Origin of the sequence: Sphaerisporangium viridialbum (genome assembly GCF_049674955.1) — a bacterium.
Taxonomy (GTDB): Bacteria; Actinomycetota; Actinomycetes; order Streptosporangiales; family Streptosporangiaceae; genus Sphaerisporangium; species Sphaerisporangium viridialbum.
The window spans coordinates 6,881,264-6,898,347 of sequence record NZ_CP187232.1 but is presented as its reverse complement, the minus strand read 5'-3'; the positions used below and the strand labels follow the sequence as shown (position 1 = coordinate 6,898,347).

General features: G+C 71.1%; 16 protein-coding genes. 15 read left to right on the top strand and 1 reads right to left on the bottom strand.

Annotated elements, in window-relative coordinates; all coding sequences use genetic code 11:
• The first annotated feature begins 468 nt into the window (after positions 1-468).
• Positions 469-909 carry an SAV_6107 family HEPN domain-containing protein gene (locus ACOZ38_RS31250; protein WP_405151817.1) on the top strand — a complete coding sequence of 147 codons (441 nt, stop codon included), beginning with the start codon at positions 469-471 and terminating at the stop codon, positions 907-909.
• 612 nt (positions 910-1,521) lie between these two features.
• Here the strand turns inward: ACOZ38_RS31250 and ACOZ38_RS31245 are convergent.
• Positions 1,522-2,016: a transcriptional regulator gene (locus ACOZ38_RS31245; protein ID WP_189166358.1), complete on the bottom strand. Its 495-nt coding sequence runs from the start codon at positions 2,014-2,016 to the stop codon at positions 1,522-1,524.
• A 461-nt stretch (positions 2,017-2,477) separates the two neighbouring features.
• On the opposite strand from ACOZ38_RS31245, the gene pyrR reads away from it, so the two are divergent.
• The 14 genes from pyrR to metK all read left to right on the top strand — a co-directional run bounded on the left by pyrR (position 2,478) and on the right by metK (position 17,066).
• The gene (gene pyrR / locus ACOZ38_RS31240) at positions 2,478-3,098 is read left to right on the top strand and encodes a bifunctional pyr operon transcriptional regulator/uracil phosphoribosyltransferase PyrR (RefSeq protein WP_405151815.1); all 621 of its coding nucleotides are present in this window, start codon (positions 2,478-2,480) and stop codon (positions 3,096-3,098) included.
• On the top strand, positions 3,095-4,030 hold the full coding sequence (locus ACOZ38_RS31235; RefSeq protein WP_424534683.1) for an aspartate carbamoyltransferase catalytic subunit: 936 nt from the start codon (positions 3,095-3,097) through the stop codon (positions 4,028-4,030). Before pyrR ends, ACOZ38_RS31235 begins: the two co-directional genes overlap by 4 nt.
• A complete protein-coding gene (locus tag ACOZ38_RS31230) occupies positions 4,027-5,331 on the top strand; it encodes a dihydroorotase (protein WP_424534682.1) in 1,305 nt (434 codons plus the stop codon). The genes ACOZ38_RS31235 and ACOZ38_RS31230 overlap by 4 nt, the downstream gene beginning before the upstream one ends.
• A complete protein-coding gene (gene carA / locus ACOZ38_RS31225; RefSeq protein ID WP_424534681.1) occupies positions 5,328-6,482 on the top strand; it encodes a glutamine-hydrolyzing carbamoyl-phosphate synthase small subunit in 1,155 nt (384 codons plus the stop codon). The genes ACOZ38_RS31230 and carA overlap by 4 nt, the downstream gene beginning before the upstream one ends.
• Positions 6,475-9,765 (top strand): carbamoyl-phosphate synthase large subunit, encoded by a 3,291-nt coding sequence (carB, locus tag ACOZ38_RS31220; RefSeq protein WP_424534680.1) that lies wholly within the window; start codon positions 6,475-6,477, stop codon positions 9,763-9,765. The genes carA and carB overlap by 8 nt, the downstream gene beginning before the upstream one ends.
• A gap of 38 nt (positions 9,766-9,803) precedes the next feature.
• On the top strand, positions 9,804-10,676 hold the full coding sequence (locus ACOZ38_RS31215; protein WP_424537115.1) for a dihydroorotate dehydrogenase electron transfer subunit: 873 nt from the start codon (positions 9,804-9,806) through the stop codon (positions 10,674-10,676).
• Positions 10,666-11,640 (top strand): dihydroorotate dehydrogenase, encoded by a 975-nt coding sequence (locus ACOZ38_RS31210; protein ID WP_424534679.1) that lies wholly within the window; start codon positions 10,666-10,668, stop codon positions 11,638-11,640. Before ACOZ38_RS31215 ends, ACOZ38_RS31210 begins: the two co-directional genes overlap by 11 nt.
• Positions 11,637-12,335 (top strand): orotidine-5'-phosphate decarboxylase, encoded by a 699-nt coding sequence (pyrF, locus tag ACOZ38_RS31205; RefSeq protein WP_424534678.1) that lies wholly within the window; start codon positions 11,637-11,639, stop codon positions 12,333-12,335. Before ACOZ38_RS31210 ends, pyrF begins: the two co-directional genes overlap by 4 nt.
• 309 nt (positions 12,336-12,644) lie before the next feature.
• Positions 12,645-12,968 (top strand): integration host factor, actinobacterial type, encoded by a 324-nt coding sequence (gene mihF / locus ACOZ38_RS31200; protein ID WP_114031276.1) that lies wholly within the window; start codon positions 12,645-12,647, stop codon positions 12,966-12,968.
• Between the two features lie 122 nt (positions 12,969-13,090).
• A complete protein-coding gene (gene gmk, locus ACOZ38_RS31195; protein WP_424534677.1) occupies positions 13,091-13,684 on the top strand; it encodes a guanylate kinase in 594 nt (197 codons plus the stop codon).
• Positions 13,685-13,782: 98 nt separating this feature from the next.
• Positions 13,783-14,046 carry a DNA-directed RNA polymerase subunit omega gene (rpoZ, locus tag ACOZ38_RS31190; protein WP_203982740.1) on the top strand — a complete coding sequence of 88 codons (264 nt, stop codon included), beginning with the start codon at positions 13,783-13,785 and terminating at the stop codon, positions 14,044-14,046.
• 23 nt (positions 14,047-14,069) lie between these two features.
• On the top strand, positions 14,070-15,290 hold the full coding sequence (gene coaBC / locus ACOZ38_RS31185) for a bifunctional phosphopantothenoylcysteine decarboxylase/phosphopantothenate--cysteine ligase CoaBC (protein ID WP_405151799.1): 1,221 nt from the start codon (positions 14,070-14,072) through the stop codon (positions 15,288-15,290).
• An 87-nt stretch (positions 15,291-15,377) separates the two neighbouring features.
• Complete coding sequence (locus tag ACOZ38_RS31180) at positions 15,378-15,746, top strand: hypothetical protein (protein WP_405151797.1); 369 nt, start codon at positions 15,378-15,380, stop codon at positions 15,744-15,746.
• Positions 15,747-15,878: 132 nt separating this feature from the next.
• Positions 15,879-17,066 (top strand): methionine adenosyltransferase, encoded by a 1,188-nt coding sequence (gene metK / locus ACOZ38_RS31175; protein WP_405151795.1) that lies wholly within the window; start codon positions 15,879-15,881, stop codon positions 17,064-17,066.
• Positions 17,067-17,084: the final 18 nt, after the last annotated feature.

Below are 17,084 nucleotides of genomic sequence, written 5' to 3'. Positions count from 1 at the left end.
GGGTGTCACAGGCGATCGAACCTTTGTTCGCTTCATGCTTGACATCGCGCGTCATCGAATTTATGTTCGACACGGTGAGGGTGGGACTCGCGGCCCACCCTCACCACACGGCGGGAGAGCGTCGTCGGCGACGGCCTCGCCACGCGCACGATGGCCGGACGGGGAGAGGGGAAGCTCCTCGTCCGGCCCGACAGAGCGGCACCACCGAGCCACTTACAGCCACCGAGAGCCAACCAGGAGCCACCGGGCCGGAAGGCCACGGCATCGGGAGCGCACAGCCCCCGAGCGTGACGCCGCCGGGCACCAGAGGGTGACGCCGCCGGACATCAGAGGGTGACCGGGGCGGGGGAGCGAGGTACGAGCCGGCCGAGTGACCACGACCAGCGGACCACCGAAATTGTCGGTGGTGTCTGCGACTGTGATATCACCGGCGGTCACCGCCGGGGCCACGACCCCAAGGAGGGTGTCATGACTCGAGAGTCCGGAGAAGGCCCCCGGATTTCACAGACCGTGCGCGCGCACCTTGCCGACGCGCATTCCTGCCTCGCCGACGCGTCGGCGGCCCACACCCCCGCCGAGCGTTACGTCTCGGCTCATCTCGCCGCGCTGCGTGCGGCGGCCGCGATCCTCGCGGCCCTGCCCCGGCCGATGGACGGCCGCAGGCGGCGGCTCCGCAGCGCGTGGGAGCTGCTGCCCGAGGCCGAGCCCAGGCTCGCGCAGTGGGCGGCCTACTTCGCGGTGAGCGCCACCAAGCGTGCCTCGGCCGAGGCCGGCATGGTGCGCGTGGTGTCGGCGCGAGACGCCGACGAGCTGATCGCCGAGGCCGACACCTTCGTGGGCGTCGTCGAGGGCATCCTGGGTGTCCCCGGCCAGTCCACCCTTCCGGTGAGGGCCCCCTTGGCAGGGTGATCCGGCGGGGTTCCGCTCGCACGGCCCGTCCGTGCCGTTTCCCCGGTCGCCGGTCCCGCTTCCAAGGTCACCGCTTGACGGCCCCACAGCCGCGACGCGTACGCCGGGCGTCCCGACGTCGGGACATGCCGACAAATCCGGTGCGTGCCGGAAGATCGGGCACATGGCAGCAAATCGGTGCATGCCTAAAGATCCATGCATGTCGGCAAACCCGCGCATGCCTGAAGATCGGGCACATGCCGGAAGATCGGGGCGCTGCCGCGTTTCCTCTGCGGCGGCCTCGCCCCCGCGGGGGATCGCAGGGTGGACCCCGAGCGTGGCCGTCGCCCGCACCGAACGGTCCGCCCGCTCGCCCATCCCCGTGGTGCGAGCCGGTGGCACCGTGCCGTGCTTGTGACGTGCCCCTCACGTGCCCTGTGACGTGCCCGTGACGGACGCGTCGGGACTGCTGGCGACAGCTTAACGGACCATCGCCCCGGATGGACCGTCCTGCGAGGACCGATCCGCCGGGCGGGCACTGAAAGCCCGCCCGGCGGTCAGGTCGCGAGAGTCACGGGCGCGCGCGTCTCCGAGGTCACGGGTGCGCGCGTCTCCGAGGTCGCGGAGAAGCGGCTAGAACGACTCGACGGCGCGGCGGGCCTCGGCGTCGAGCACACCCCAGTTGATGAGCTCTTCTGTCAGCTCGGTGGGGGACTTGTCATAGATGACCGCCAGAGAGCGGAGGTCCTCCTGGCGGATCGACAGCACCTTGCCGTTGTAGTCACCACGCTGGCTCTGGATCGTGGCCGCGTAACGGGCGAGGGCCCCGGCCTTCTCCTTGGGCAACTGGGCAAGGCGCTCAAGGTCGATCACGAGCTTCGGCGTGGGGCCGAGCGGGCTCGGCGCCGAGCCGCCAGGCAGCAGCTCCGAGACCGGCACCCCGTAGAAATCTGCCAACTCCGCGAGCTTCTGCACGGTCACGGCACGGTCGCCACGCTCGTAGGAGCCCACGACGACGGCCTTCCACCTGCCCCGAGACTTCTCTTCGACTCCATGCAGTGATAGTCCCTGCTGGGTGCGGATGGCGCGGAGTCGTGCGCCCAGCGACTTGGCGTAGTCAGACGGCATCGTTTGGCCCCCCGGCTTTCTATGAACGTTCTCACTTATTGTGCGCCTTGCGACGAATGCCACGGCGATCGGGTGGCACCCGGGGAGGCACCATCGGTGACCGACGCGTCGTGGTTTACCCGAGAACGTCGCGAGGTGTGGTTACGGACAGTGACGGTAAAGGTGTGGACGAGTTTGGTCAAGCTGATTGGAAAAAAGATGCCGAATCCTGTCCGGTCCAGCCCTGATCTGCTCGGTCACAAGCGCCGCTCACGCTCCTTCCGTACGGGGACGGCACAGGTTCCGTACGGCTTCGGCGTGGCGGGCGCGGCCCGGAGACCCGGCGAGTGGGGCCGGCATACGGGCATCTGCCCAGGTTGGGAAGGCCGAACCGGTTCGGGAGGTTTCCTGCAAGGCTGATAACGTGGGCGAGCCAGTTCCTTTAAGACCCGTCCTGTGAGGCGGGAAAGGTGGTGACCCTCATGAACGTCGCCCGAAATCAGGCGCGCGACGATGACCCACGGCCCGACGGCGACCAGGTGCGTGACGGCCAGCGGCCGCACGACGGTGAGCGCGCGGTGCTGGAGGCCCCGGACATCAACCGGGCCCTCACCCGCATCGCCCACGAGATCCTCGAACGCGCTAAGGGCCCCGAGAAGCTCCTGCTCCTCGGCATCCCGACCCGCGGCACCTTCCTGGCCCGCAGGCTCGCCGACCGCATCGAGCAGGTCGAGGGCCGTCCCGTGGCCTCCGGCTCCCTCGACGTGACGATGTACCGCGACGACCTGAGGCTGAAGCCGGCCCGTGCCCTCGGCCGCACCGAGCTCCCCGAGGACGGCGTGGACGGCCGCATCGTCGTCCTGGTCGACGACGTCCTCTACTCCGGCCGCACGGTCCGCGCCGCGCTCGACGCGCTCAACGACCTCGGCCGCCCCACGGCCGTACGGCTCGCCGTGCTGGTCGACCGCGGCCACCGTGAGCTGCCGATCCGCGCCGACTACGTCGGCAAGAACCTCCCGACCTCCAGGGCCGAGACCGTACGGGTGTGCCTGGCGGAGACCGACCAGCGTGACGCGGTCCTGCTGCGGGGAGGCCAGCGATGAACCGCCACCTGCTGTCCACGGCCGACCTGTCGCGCGACGACGCGCTGCTGATCCTCGACACCGCCGAGCAGCTGTCGCAGGTCTCGGACCGTTCCATCAAGAAGCTGCCGACCCTGCGCGGGCGCACGGTGGTGAACCTCTTCTTCGAGGACTCCACCCGCACCCGCATCTCCTTCGAGGCCGCCGCCAAGCGGCTGTCCGCCGATGTGATCAACTTCTCGGCCAAGGGGTCGAGCGTGTCCAAGGGGGAGAGCCTCAAGGACACGGCGCTCACCCTCCAGGCGATGGGCGCCGACGCCGTGGTCATCCGCCACGGCGCCTCCGGGGCCCCGCACCGCCTGGCCAACTGGGTCGACGGCAGCGTGGTCAACGCCGGGGACGGCACCCACGAGCACCCGACGCAGGCGCTGCTCGACGCCTTCACCATGCGCCGCAGGCTCGGCGAGCTCGACGGCCGCCGGGTGACGATCGTCGGCGACGTGCTGCACAGCAGGGTCGCCCGCTCGAACGTCCACCTGCTGCACACCCTCGGCGCCGAGGTGACGCTCGTCGCGCCGCCGACGCTGCTGCCGGTGGCGATGGGCGACTGGCCGTGCGAGGTCTCCTACGACTTCGACGCCGTGCTCCCGAAGTCGGACGTGGTCATGATGCTGCGCGTCCAGCACGAGCGGATGAACGCCTCGTACTTCCCCTCCGCCCGCGAGTACAGCCGCCGGTACGGCCTCGACCCCGAGCGGCTCGGCAGGATGCCCGACGGCGCGATCGTGATGCACCCCGGGCCGATGAACCGCGGCATGGAGATCGCCGCCGAGGTCGCGGACTCCGGGCGCTCGACCATCGTCGAGCAGGTCACCAACGGCGTGACCGTGCGCATGGCCGTCCTCTACCTGCTTCTGTCCGGCTCAGAGCCCGCGATCGGGGGAAACCAGTGAGCTACCTCGTCAAAGCCGCCCGCGTCCTCGGCGGCGAGCCGCGGGACATCCTCATCAAGGACGGGTACATCGCCGAGATCGGCGCCCCCGGCGAGATCGACGGCACCGGTGTCGAGCACGTCGACGCCGGCGGGCTGATCGCGCTGCCCGGCCTGGTCGACCTGCACACCCACCTGCGCGAGCCCGGCAGGGAGGACGCCGAGACCGTCCAGTCCGGCACCGCGGCGGCGGCGCTCGGCGGGTTCACCGCCGTCCACGCCATGGCCAATACCTCGCCGGTCGCCGACACCGCGGGAGTCGTCGAGCAGGTCTGGCGGCTCGGCCAGGAGGCCGGGCACTGCGACGTCCAGCCGGTGGGCGCGGTCACGGCGGGCCTTCTGGGCAGGCAGCTCGCCGAGCTCGGCGCGATGGCCGACAGCGCCGCCCGGGTGCGGGTCTTCTCCGACGACGGGGTGTGCGTCTCCGACGCCGTCCTGATGCGCCGCGCCCTGGAGTACGTCAAGGCGTTCGACGGGGTGGTGGCCCAGCACGCGCAGGAGCCGCGCCTGACCGAGGGCGCGCAGATGAACGAGGGCTCGGTGTCCGGCCGCCTCGGGCTGACCGGCTGGCCGGCCGTCGCCGAGGAGGCGATCATCGCGCGCGACTGCCTGCTGGCCGCGCACGTCGGCTCCCGGCTGCACATCTGCCACGTCTCCACGGCGGGGTCCGTGGAGATCATCCGCTGGGCGAAGTCGAAGGGCTGGGACGTCACCGCCGAGGTGACCCCGCACCACCTGCTGCTCACCGACACCTGCGCCGAGACCTCGCCCGCGGGCGCGTACAACCCGATCTACAAGGTCAACCCGCCGCTGCGCACCGAGACCGACGTGCGGGCGCTGCGCGAGGCCCTCGCCGACGGCACGATCGACTGCGTGGCCACCGACCACGCGCCGCACCCGGTCGAGGACAAGGAGACCGAGTGGCCGGCGGCGGCCATGGGCATGATCGGCCTGGAGACCGCCCTGTCGGTGGTCCAGGAGGCCATGGTCGAGACCGGCCTGCTCGACTGGGCGGGCGTCGCCGACCGCATGTCCGCCCGGCCCGCCCGCATCGGGCGGCTGTCCGGCCACGGAGGCCCGCTCCAGGCGGACGCCCCCGCGAACCTCACCCTGGTCGACCCCTCCGTACGCTGGGCGGTCGACCCCGGCGGGTTCGCCTCCAAGAGCCGCAACACGCCCTACCAGGGCATGACGCTGCCGGGCAGGGTCGTCGCGACCTTCCTGCGCGGTCGTCCCACCGTTCTCGAAGGGAAGCTCACGTGACGCGCGCGACCACGGGCACAGCGGTCCTCGTCCTGGAAGACGGCCGGGCCTTCCACGGCACGCCGTACGGCGCCGAGGGCGAGACGTTCGGCGAGATGGTGTTCTCCACCGGCATGACCGGCTACCAGGAGACCCTCACCGACCCCTCCTACCACCGGCAGATCGTGGCGATGACCGCGCCGCACATCGGCAACACCGGCGTCAACGACGAGGACCCCGAGTCGTCCCGCATCTGGGTCGCCGGGTACGTCGTGCGCGAGCCCGCGCGGGTCGCCTCGAACTGGCGCTCCCGCCGCACGCTGGACGAGGAGCTTCGGACGCAGGGCGTGGTGGGCATCGCCATGCCGGGCACCCGGGCGCTCACCCGCCACCTGCGCGAGCGCGGCGCCATGCGCGCCGGGGTCTTCACCTCTCCCACGGTCCCGGTGGAGGAGCTGGCCGAGAAGGTGCGGCACAGCCCCTCGATGGTGGGCGCCGACCTCGCCAAGGAGGTCTCCACGGCCGAGCCGTACATCGTCCCCGCGCACGGGCGCAAGCGGTTCACGGTCGCGGCGGTCGACCTCGGCATCAAGGCGATGACGCCGTACCGCATGGCCGAGCGGGGGTGCGAGGTCCACGTGCTCCCCGCGGGCGCGACCGCCGCCGACATCCTCGCCCTGGACCCGGACGGGGTGTTCCTCTCGAACGGCCCGGGCGACCCGGCGACCGCCGACTACGCCGTCGAGGCGCTCACGGGCGTGCTGGACGCGGGCAGGCCGGTCTTCGGCATCTGCTTCGGCAACCAGATCCTCGGCCGCGCGCTCGGGCTCGGCACGTACAAGCTGCGGTACGGCCACCGGGGCGTCAACCAGCCCGTGCAGGACCGGCGCACCGGCAAGGTGGACATCTCCGCCCACAACCACGGCTTCGCCGTGCGGGCGCCCCTGGACGGCCCGTTCGACACGCCGTACGGCCGCGCGGAGGTCAGCCACGTGAACCTTAACGACGACTGCGTGGAGGGGCTGCGCCTGCTGGACTATCCGGCGTTCAGCGTGCAGTACCACCCCGAGGCCGCCGCGGGGCCGCACGACGCCGCGGGCCTGTTCGACGAGTTCTGCGCCCTGATGGCGCGCCCGGGCACGACGGTGAAGGCGGAGGGCGAGAGTGTCTAAGCGCACTGACATCAGCTCGATCATGGTCATCGGCTCCGGGCCGATCGTGATCGGGCAGGCGTGCGAGTTCGACTACTCGGGCACCCAGGCGTGCAGGGTGCTGCGCGCCGAGGGCTACCGGGTCATCCTGGTCAACAGCAACCCGGCGACGATCATGACCGACCCGGAGTTCGCCGACGCGACGTACGTCGAGCCGATCACGCCCGAGATCGTCGAGCAGATCATCGCCAAGGAGCGGCCCGACGCCCTGCTCCCCACCCTCGGCGGCCAGACGGCGCTCAACGCGGCGGTCGCCCTGCACGAGGCCGGAGTGCTGGAGCGCTACGGCGTCGAGCTCATCGGCGCGGACATCGACGCGATCCAGGCGGGCGAGAACCGCCAGCTGTTCAAGCAGATCGTCGCCAAGGTGGCCTCGGAGTACGGCCTCAACGCCGAGTCGGCCAGGTCGGCGATCTGCCACTCGCTGGAGGAGTGCCTCGCCGCCGCGGCGGGCCTCGGCTACCCGGTGGTCGTGCGGCCGAGCTTCACCATGGGCGGCGCCGGCTCCGGGTTCGCCTACGACGATAACGACCTGCGCCGCATCGCCGGCGCCGGGCTCGACGCCTCGCCGACCACCGAGGTGCTCCTCGAGGAGTCGATCCTCGGCTGGAAGGAGTACGAGCTGGAGGTCATGCGCGACCGGGCCGACAACGTCGTCATCGTCTGCTCCATCGAGAACATCGACCCGATGGGCGTGCACACCGGCGACAGCGTGACCGTGGCCCCGGCCCTGACGCTGACCGACCGCGAGTACCAGAACATGCGCGACGTCGCGATCGCGGTCATCCGCGAGGTCGGGGTCGACACCGGCGGCTGCAACATCCAGTTCGCGGTCGACCCGCGCACCGGGCGCATGATCGTCATCGAGATGAACCCGCGCGTGTCGCGGTCGAGCGCGCTGGCCTCCAAGGCCACCGGCTTCCCGATCGCCAAGATCGCGGCCAAGCTCGCCGTCGGCTACACGCTCGACCAGATCCCGAACGACATCACCCGCGAGACCCCGGCGTCGTTCGAGCCGTCGCTCGACTACATCGTGGTCAAGGTGCCGCGCTTCGCCTTCGAGAAGTTCGCCGGGGCCGACCAGACCCTCACCACCCACATGAAGTCCGTCGGCGAGGCCATGGCCATCGGCAGGTCCTTCCCCGAAGCCCTCCAGAAGGCCCTGAGATCGCTGGAGAAGAAGGGATCGTCCTTCAGCTGGGCGGGGGACCCCGGGGACAAGGAGGCGCTTCTCGACGCCTCCCGCACCCCGCACGACGGGCGGCTGCGCACGATGCAGCAGGCCATCAGGGCCGGGGCCACGATCGAGGAGCTGTACGCCGCCACGAGCATCGACCCGTGGTTCCTCGACCAGCTCCAGCTCATCGACGAGGAGGCCCGGGCGCTGGGCGAGGGTGAGCTGACGGCTGGGGCGCTGGCCCGCGCCAAGCGGCACGGGTTCAGCGACGCGCAGATCGCCGAGATCCGCGGCTTCCCCGAGCCCGAGGTCAGGGAGCTGCGCCACGGGCTCGGCGTGCGGCCGGTCTACAACACCGTGGACACGTGCGCCGCCGAGTTCGCCGCCAGGACGCCGTACCTCTACTCGACCTACGACGAGGAGACCGAGGTCCCGTACGGCGACCGGCCCAAGGTGATCATCCTCGGCAGCGGGCCGAACCGCATCGGGCAGGGCATCGAGTTCGACTACGCCTGCGTGCACGCCTCGTTCGAACTGTCGGCGGCCGGGTACGAGACCGTGATGGTCAACTGCAACCCGGAGACGGTCTCCACGGACTACGACACCTCCGACCGGCTGTACTTCGAGCCGCTCACCCTGGAGGACGTCCTCGAGGTCGTGCACGCCGAGCAGTCGACCGGGCCGGTCGCCGGGGTGATCGTCCAGCTCGGCGGGCAGACGCCGCTGGGCCTCGCCCAGTCGCTGAAGGACGCGGGGGTGCCGGTCGTCGGCACCAGCCCCGAGTCGATCCACCTCGCGGAGGAGCGCGGCGCCTTCGGGCGGGTGCTGGCCGAGGCCGGGCTGCCCGCTCCCAAGCACGGCACCGCCGTCACCGTGGAGGAGGCGCGGGCCATCGCCGAGGACATCGGCTACCCGGTGCTCGTGCGCCCCTCCTACGTCCTCGGCGGCGCGGGCATGGCGATCGTGTACGACGAGGAGACGCTGAGCACGTACATGTCGCGTGCGGGCGCGGCGAGCGACCACCCGGTGCTGGTGGACAAGTTCCTCGACGAGGCCATCGAGATCGACGTGGACGCGCTGTACGACGGCGAGGAGCTCTACCTCGGCGGCGTCATGGAGCACATCGAGGAGGCCGGCATCCACTCCGGCGACTCGGCGTGCGCGCTGCCGCCGATCACGCTCGGTGGGTTCGACATCAAGCGCATCCGCGCCGCCACCGAGGCCATCGCGCGCGGAGTGGGCGTACGCGGGCTCCTGAACGTCCAGTACGCCATGTCGGCCAACGTCCTGTACGTCCTTGAGGCCAACCCCCGCGCGAGCCGCACGGTGCCGTTCGTGTCCAAGGCGACGGCCGTGCCGCTCGCCAAGGCCGCGGCCCGGGTCATGATGGGCGCCACCGTCGCCGGGCTCCGCGAGGAGGGCATGCTGCCCGCCACGGGCGACGGCGGCACGCTGCCCCTGGACGCGCCCATCGCGGTCAAGGAGGCCGTGCTGCCGTTCAACCGGTTCCTCGGCGTCGACACGGTCCTCGGCCCGGAGATGCGCTCCACGGGCGAGGTCATGGGCATCGACGAGGTCTTCGGCACGGCCTACGCCAAGTCGCAGTCGGCGTCGTACGGCTCGCTGCCGACCAAGGGCCGGGCGTTCGTCTCGGTGGCCAACCGCGACAAGCGGGCGATGATCTTCCCGGTGAAGGCCCTGGCCGACCTGGGGTTCGAGATCCTGGCCACGGAGGGCACCGCGGAGGTGCTGCGCCGCAACGGCGTCCATGCCAAGATCGTGCGAAAGCAGAGCGACGGGCTCGGCACGGACGGTGAGCCGACCATCGTGACCCGCATCCTGGACGGCGAGGTGGACCTCATCGTGAACACCCCCTTCGGCAGCCCCGGGCAGTCCGGCCCCCGGCTGGACGGCTACGAGATCCGCACCGCGGCCGTCCTGCGGGGCATCCCGTGCGTCACCACTGTGCAGGGGCTCGGCGCGGCCGTTCAGGGCATCCAGGCGATCGCCGCGGGCTCCGTGGGCGTACGGTCGCTGCAGGAGCACGCCCAGCGGCTGAGGGGCTGACGACCAGGCGGGAGGTGAGGGAGACGGCCGTTACTCCGGTGCAGGTGACGGGCACGGTGCTGACGACGCGCCGTGTCGACGCCTATCACGCGCTCACCGTCGTGGCGCCGGGCATCGCCGAGCGCTTCCGTCCCGGTCACTTCGTCTCCGTGGCCGTCGGCGGGCCGCACACCTCCATGCCCACGCGCCGGGTCTTCTCCGTGCACGACGTCAAGCCCGACTACGGCGGCACGGTGGAGCTCGTCTTCGCCGTGCGCGGACGGGGCACCGCGTGGCTCGCCGAGCGCAAGGCCAGGGACAGCCTCGACCTGGTCGGCCCGCTCGGCCGCCCGTTCCCCGTGCCGCGCGACCCGTGCGCGTGCGTGCTCGTCGGCGGGGAGTACGGCTCGGCGTCGCTGTTCGCCCTGGCCGACACGCTGCAGCAGCGCGGGTGCCGGGTCGACTTCGTGCTGGGGGCCGCCTCGGCCGACCGCGTGTTCGGCGCGCTCCGGGCCAGGCGCATGGGCGAGACCACGACGCTGACCACCGAGGACGGCTCGCTCGGCCTGCGCGGCCGCGTCACCGACGCACTGCCCTCGGTGATCGCCGACGCGCGGGCCGACGTGGTCTACGCGTGCGGCCCGATGGCGATGCTGCGCGGCGTGACCGCCGTCGCCGTCGAGTTCGACATCCCGGTCCAGGTGTCCGTCGAGGAGTCCATGGCGTGCGGGTACGGCGTCTGCATGACGTGCGTGCTTCCGGTCATCGGCGACGACGGGGTCACCCGCATGGTTCGATCCTGCGTGGAGGGGCCGGTGTTCCGCGGCGAGCGCGTGCGGTTCGAGGACATCGGCACCATCCCGTTCGACGCCCTGGGAGCACCTGGGGGACGAGCACAGGAGGGAGGTGCTCACACCCGAAATGTCAGTTGACATGCGGACGTACCTCGCGCACGTCGAACTGGCCAACCCGATCACCACGGCCGCCGGGTGCGCCGCCTCCGGCGCCGAGCTCTCCCAGTTCTTCGACCTCGCCCGCCTCGGCGCCGTCGTGACCCACTCGGTCACCATGGCGCCCAGGGCCGGGCGGCCCACCCCCCGCATGGCCGAGACGCCCTCGGGCATGCTGAACGCCGTGGGGCTCCAGGGGCCGGGTGTGGACGCCTTCCTCGAACACGAGCTGCCCCGCCTGGTCGAGCGAGGGGCGCGCGCGGTGGTCTCGGTCGCCGGCGGCAGCGTCGCCGAGTACACCGCGCTCGCGCGCAGGCTGGCCGACGCGCCGGGCGTGGCCGCGATCGAGGTCAACCTGTCGTGCCCCAACGTCGAGGACCTCGGGCGCGTCTTCGCCCGCGACCCCGCCGCCTCGGCCGAGGTCATCGCCTCGGTGCGCGCCACCATGCGGTACGACGTGCCGGTGGTGGCCAAGCTCGCCCCGGACGTGGCCGACATCGTCGCCGTGGCCCGGGCTTGCGTGGACGGCGGCGCCGACGCGCTCGCCATGATCAACACGCCGCTCGGCATGAGCATCGACGTCGACACCATGCGCCCCTCGCTCGCCGCCGGCACCGGCGGGCTCTCGGGGCCCGCCATCAGGCCGCTCGCCGTACGCTGCCTGTGGCAGGTGCACGCGGCGCTGCCCGGCGTGCCCATCGTCGGCATGGGCGGCGTCATGACCGGGCGCGACGCCCTCGAACTGATACTCGCGGGCGCCTGCGCCGTCTCGGTCGGCACCGCGCTGTTCAACGACCCCTACGCCTGCCTGCGGATCCTGCGGGAGCTCGAAGACCTGCTCAAGGAGCGCGGCTTCGAGCGCCTCGCGGACGCCGTCGGGCTGGCCCACCGGCCACCCGGGGCGGGGCCCCGGCACCGAATCGACCTGGAGGAGAGCTCTCTGTGACGTCCGCACCCATCGCCGTCGCCCTGGACGCACCCGATCTGGAGACGGCGGCCCGCTGGGCGGCCCTGGTCACTCCGCACGTGAGCACCGTGAAGGTCGGCCTCGAACTTTACCTGCGCTACGGCCCCGATGTGATCGCCTCCGTGCGAGGGGCCACCGGCATCCAGGTCTTCCTCGATCTCAAGCTCCACGACATCCCGAACACCGTCGCGGGCGCCGCCCGTGCCGTCGCCCGGCTCAAGCCCGCCATCCTCACCGTCCACGCGGCCGGTGGGCGCGCCATGATCCAGGCCGCGGTGGAGTCGGCCCCGAACACCGTCATCGCCGCCGTGACGGCCCTGACGTCGCTCTCAGAGGCCGATCTGGAGCGCATCGGGGTCAGGGGACCCGCCGGCGACGCCGTGCGCCGTCTGGCCGTGGAGGCCGTCGGCGCGGGCGCCCAGGCCCTCGTCTGCTCGCCGCGAGAGGTCGCCGCGGTGCGCGCGGAGGTCGGGCCCGGCATCACGCTGATCACTCCCGGGGTGCGGCCCGCCGGTTCCGACACCCAGGATCAGGCAAGAGTAGCGACTCCTGAGCAGGCTATCGCCGACGGGGCCGATCTTCTCGTGATCGGCCGCCCGATCACCGGAGCAGCCGACCCCGGAGCCGCCGCCGCGGGCATCGCGGCGGCCATCCGCCGGGTCCTTTCGAGCTGATTGCGAAGTTCATCCGCCCTTGTTTCGCGGGTCATCCGCCGGCCTTCCGCAGTCTTTCCGGCGCCGGCGGAAGGCCCGTCAGGCGCGGGCGGGACTAGCCCGGGTGGGTGTGCGCCATGCCGCGATGACTAGCCCGCGAGGGGCCTGTACAGGCGCATTTTGTCGACGCACTGCGATATCTCGAACACGAAGAGTGATGAAATGAATTTTGTGAGGGGAGAAACTGGTCTTGACGTTGCTTGGAAGCCCAAGACCAGCTAGTTTCCCCTCCCGTCCGAGTACATCGACAGAAATTCGAGGTGACCCGGCGTGGCTCTTCCTCCCCTGACCCCCGAGCAGCGCGCCGCAGCCCTGGAGAAGGCTGCCAAGGCCCGCAAGGAGCGTGCCGAGGTCAAGAACCGGCTGAAGCACGGCGCGGTTTCTCTGGCTGAGGTGCTGAAGGATGGTCAGACCGACGACGTCATCGGCAAGATGAAGGTGTCGGCACTTTTGGAGTCGCTCCCCGGCGTGGGCAAGGTCCGCGCCAAGCAGCTCATGGAGCGGCTCGGTATCGCCGAGTCCCGTCGCGTACGGGGCCTCGGCGCGAACCAGCGCGCAGCTCTGGAGCGCGAGTTCGGCGGCGCCGAGAGCTGATCTCGGTCCGCACGAGCAAGATCAACGGGGGGTGTGGTGTGACCGGTACGTCCTGGCCCGAAGAGGGCGGAGCCCACGAGGCGCCCGTTTTCGGGGGGTCTGGGACACGTGGCGGTGACCCCATGCCTCCATCCGGGAGTCCGGAGGCGACCGTGGTCTCCTCCGGACCGACGGGAAACCGTCTCACGGTCCTCTCCGGGCCGTCGGGCGTGGGCAAGTCCACGGTCGTCGCCGAGCTTCGGCGGTCCCACCCCGAGGTGTGGCTGTCGGTCTCGGTGACCACCAGGACTCCCCGTCCGGGCGAGACGCACGGCGTCGAGTACTACTTCGTCGCCGACGACGAGTTCGACCGCATGATCGCCGATGGCGAGCTGCTCGAATGGGCGGAGTTCGCCGGCAACCGCTACGGCACGCCCCGCGTGCCCGTGGAGCGCAAGCTCGCCCTCGGCGTGCCGACGCTCCTGGAGATCGACCTGCAGGGCGCCCGGCAGGTGCGTGAGACCATGCCAGAGGCTCTGCTCGTCTTCCTGGCCCCGCCGAGCTGGGAGGAGCTGGAGAGCCGCCTGCGCGGTCGCGGCACCGAGCCGGAGGACGTCATCGAGCGCCGCCTCGCCGCGGGCCGCGTCGAGCTGGCCGCCGAGAAGGAGTTCGACCTCACGCTCGTCAACACGGCCGTCAAGGAAGTGTGCGGCCGGCTGATAGCCTTGATGAAGTGAAGATCGGCCTGGCCTGGGCGAGTCGGCCCTGCCGGTTCCCCTTGGTATCCTTCGAGGCCAAGACCGAAGACTCGACATTCGACTGAGAGGCCGACGACGTGGCAGGCACTGCCCCGGTTGCCGAAGGCATCACCAACCCGCCGATCGACCAGCTGCTTGAGGTCGTCGACAGCAAGTACAGCCTGGTCATCATGGGCGCGAAGCGGGCGCGCCAGATCAACGCCTACTACTCCCAGCTGGGCGAGGGCCTTCTCGAGTACGTCGGTCCCCTCGTGGAGACCCACGCGCAGGAGAAGCCCCTGTCCATCGCGCTGCGTGAGGTCTCCGAGGGTCTGCTCACCTCCGAGCCGATCGAGGGCTGACCGGCTCCCTTCCGGAGACAGCGATGGCGAGCCAGGTCCGCGCGAGGCCGAGTGTCGTTCTCGGCGTCGGCGCGGGCATCGCCGCTTACAAGGCCTGCGAGCTGCTGAGGCTGTTCACCGAGTCGGGGCACGACGTCCGCGTCGTCCCGACCCGTGACGCCCTGCGCTTCGTCGGCGAGCCCACCTGGGCGGCCCTGTCGGGCAATCCCGTGACCAGCGAGGTCTGGGAGTCCGTCCACGAGGTGCCCCATGTCCGCATCGGGCAGGGCGCCGATCTCGTCGTGGTCGCGCCGGCGACCGCCGACATCCTCGCCAAGGCGGCGCACGGCCTCGCCGGCGACCTGCTCACCAACACCCTGCTGACCGCGCGCTGCCCCGTGGTCTTCGCCCCCGCGATGCACACCGAGATGTGGGAGCACCCCGCCACCCGCGCGAACGTCGCGACGCTGCGCGAGCGGGGGTCGCTGGTCATCGACCCCGCCGTCGGCCGGCTGACCGGCGCCGACACCGGGCCCGGGCGCCTTCCCGACCCTCAGCAGATCTTCGAGGTCTGCCGCCGCGTGCTGTCCGGGCGCGAGCGCGACCTCGCCGGCCGCCGGGTCGTGGTCTCCGCCGGGGGCACCCGCGAGGCGATCGACCCCGTCCGCTTCATCGGCAACCGCTCCTCGGGGCTCCAGGGGTACGCCCTGGCCCGCACGGCCGTGGCGCGCGGGGCCGAGGTGACGCTGGTCGCGGCCAACGTCGCGCTGCCCGACCCCGCCGGGGTCACGATGGTGCGCGTGGAGTCCACGCTCGACATGCGCGCGGCCGTGCTCGATGCCGCCGAGCGCGCCGACGCGGTGGTCATGGCGGCGGCCGTCGCCGACTTCCGGCCCGCGGCCAGGAGCGACTCGAAGATCAAGAAGACGTCCGGCGAGCCCGAGCCCATCCATCTCACGAAAAATCCTGACATCCTTGCCGAGCTGTGCGATCGGCGCAGGGAAGGGCGCAAGCCCGCTCCCGAAGTGATCGCCGGGTTCGCCGCCGAGACCGACGACGTGCTCGCCAACGGCAGGGCCAAGCTCGCCCGCAAGGGCTGTGACCTGCTCGTCGTCAACCAGGTGGGGGAGCACCTCGCCTTCGGCACGCCCGACAACGCCGCGGTGATCCTGGTGGCGGGGGCCGACCCCGTGGAGGTCCCGCGCGGCCCGAAGGAAGCCCTGGCCGACACCGTCTGGGACCTCGTCGCCGCCCGGCTGGCCTGATCGGCCCGATATCGGCTCCTGGGCGCTTGCTGGCGGGCGCTCCCCGGCGGATACTCCAGGGGCAGGCCGCAGTGAGAGGGCTGAATCATGCCGGTGACCGCCGCCATAAGAGGACGCTGCCGCGCTCTGCTGCCCCCCGGCGAGAGCGTCCACTACGTCTTTCCCGTCTCCCTGGTCGGTTCGGGCGGTGTGGCGAACTACATGATCGTGGTCTCCGACCGGTCCGTCACCGTGCTGGCCACCAAGGTGTTCAGCCGTTACGAGCCGGCCGCCGTGTGGGCGACGTACCCGAGGCGGACTCGCCTCGGCCCGCTGCGATTCGGTGCCGGGCCCACGATCGAATTGGGTGGTACGGTTTTCGAGGTCGACGATGAATACGTCGCTGTCGTCGGGGCGGCGGACGCCGAGGCGTTCTCCCCGGGCGACCTGCCTAGAGATCCGCTTCCTGATCTCTAGGCCGTCGGCCACGACCATCTGCCAAGACGGTTGAGCGACGCCGCTTCAGGTAGGGCTAGACTCGGCGGAGCGCTTAGGCCGTCTCACGCCAAGCCCACGACGTCAGCAGCCGCTGCATGAGGAGCCACTGAGTTGTCCCGCCGCCTGTTCACTTCCGAGTCGGTTACCGAGGGCCACCCGGACAAGATCGCCGACCAGATCAGTGACGCCATCCTCGACGCCATGCTCAAGGACGATGCCACGAGCCGGGTCGCGGTCGAGACGATGATCACCACCGGCCAGGTCCACGTCGCCGGTGAGGTGACGACCGACACCTACATCGACATCCCCGGCGTCATCCGCGAGAAGATCCTCGAGATCGGTTACGACGCCTCGCACAAGGGCTTCGACGGCGCCTCGTGCGGCGTGTCGGTGTCCATCGGCGCGCAGTCGCCCGACATCGCCCAGGGCGTCGACGACGCCTACGAGCACCGTGAGGGCGAGGGCGTCGATGAGCTCGACCGCCAGGGCGCCGGTGACCAGGGCCTGATGTTCGGCTACGCCTGCCGCGAGACCCCTGAGCTGATGCCGCTGCCGATCACGCTGGCGCACCGCATGGCCCGCCGGCTGTCGGAGGTCCGCAAGGACGGCACGGTTCCCTACCTGCGTCCCGACGGCAAGACCCAGGTCACCATCGAGTACGACGGCGACCGCCCGGTCCGCCTCGACACCGTAGTGGTCTCCACCCAGCACGCTCCCGAGATCGACCTCAAGGAGATGCTGACCCCCGACATCCGCGAGCACGTGGTCGAGCCCGTGCTCGCCGGCCTCGACATCGACATCGAGGGCTACCGCCTGCTGGTCAACCCGACGGGCCGGTTCGAGATCGGCGGCCCGATGGGCGACGCGGGCCTGACCGGCCGCAAGATCATCGTGGACACCTACGGCGGCATGGCCCGTCACGGTGGCGGCGCGTTCTCCGGCAAGGACCCGTCCAAGGTCGACCGCTCTGCGGCGTACGCCATGCGGTGGGTGGCCAAGAACGTCGTGGCCGCCGGGCTGGCCGACCGCGCCGAGGTGCAGGTGGCGTACGCCATCGGCAAGGCGCAGCCGGTGGGCGTGTTCGTGGAGACCTTCGGCACCGAGAAGGTCGACGTGGACAAGATCCAGCAGGCGATCCTGGAGGTCTTCGACCTCCGTCCGGCCGCGATCATCCGCGACCTCGACCTGCTCCGCCCGATCTACTCCGAGACCGCGGCGTACGGCCACTTCGGCCGCGAGGGATTCTCCTGGGAGTCCACCGACCGCGCGGAGCAGCTCCGTGAGGCCGCCGGCCTCTGATCCAAGGCGACGATCGCG